This window comes from Vibrio sp. 378, from assembly GCF_033339435.1.
Window position 1 is genome coordinate 1 of the sequence record NZ_JAWOUO010000127.1, and the last position, 1142, is coordinate 1142.

At 42.3% G+C, this 1142-nt stretch carries 2 protein-coding genes; both read right to left on the reverse strand.

Annotation, left to right across the window (positions count from 1 at the left end):
• The coding region (locus R7Q48_RS24575; protein ID WP_318132722.1) for a tetratricopeptide repeat protein at positions 1–1017 on the reverse strand (1017 nt) is incomplete at its 3' end.
• 12 nt (positions 1018–1029) lie between these two features.
• A partial coding sequence (locus R7Q48_RS24580) for an energy transducer TonB (protein ID WP_318132723.1) occupies positions 1030–1142 on the reverse strand: 113 nt, incomplete at its 5' end.

Genomic DNA, 1142 nt, shown 5'->3' on the forward strand with positions numbered 1-1142 from the left:
CTCCGTATATTGCTTGTCTAAAATCATTAAACGAGCAATCTTTATTTGAGTTTTTGCTTGTGGAGCAAGATTGTAAGCTTGCTGATAGACGTCGATAGCCTGTTCAAGTTCTTGTGCTTGCTGCCAAAACGAACCAAGTGTTTCCAAATTTTTTGCGTTGCGTTCTACATGACCATTATCAAAGGCTGCTTGAAGTGTTTTCGCTGCGCGGAAAGGCACCCCTTGATAAGCTTGGAAGTTTACTAAACGCAGGTATTCTTTCTCACCTTCTAATAGACCCAATTTATGAGCCATTTCTAGTGTTGAAAGGGCATTGCGCTCTTGATTTAACTCCATGTAAATACCAGACAATTGAGTCCAGTAACGCTTATTTTTTGGATATTTAGTGGTTAATATTTTCAATACACCCGCAACGCTCTTGAACTGCTTAAGTTCATAGTGCGCAGACATCAGTAGCTGATACCAAGATTCACTAGGTTCTTTACTCATAGCGATTGCTTGCTTAGCTGGTGGAATCGCGTTTTTGTAATCTTCTAGCTGAACATAAGCACTCGCTAGGGTGATGTATGCATGCGCTTGTGGCTTTTCTTCGGTGGGTTCTGCAATTTTGAACCACTCATTCATGGTTGCTACTGACTTTTTAAATTGCCCTTCGGCTAAGTAAAGCTGCGCCAAGCTATAACGAACTTGCTGGGCTACAGGCACTGGAAGTGCGTTTAAACTTAACGCATCAGCAAAATACTTTGCTGCTTTCGGGTAGTCATCTTGCAGAGAGTACAAAAAGCCCATCTGTTGCAGTAAGACTGCACGGTCATATTGTTTTTTGCTTGTACTACTTAATGCTGAGTTCAATTTAGAAAGGGCATCAGCGTACTTTTCTGTAGCAATGAGTTCCTGAACTTTGTTTACCGTTCGAAACGTTTTGTCTGACAACTCCGGAGTGTTGGCAAAACCAGGCGCGCCATACGCGCCTGACAATAACACTAGAGAAGCCAACAGTTTGGTATATGCTTTCATACGTATGACTCCTTAGTTTGTAGAGAACTCAATTTCTTGAGAAAGGCGAGAGCTAACCGCTTTACCGTCAACCATTTTGGGTTTGAAGGTCCACTTAGATACGGTTTTCTTCGCGGCTTGTCCCA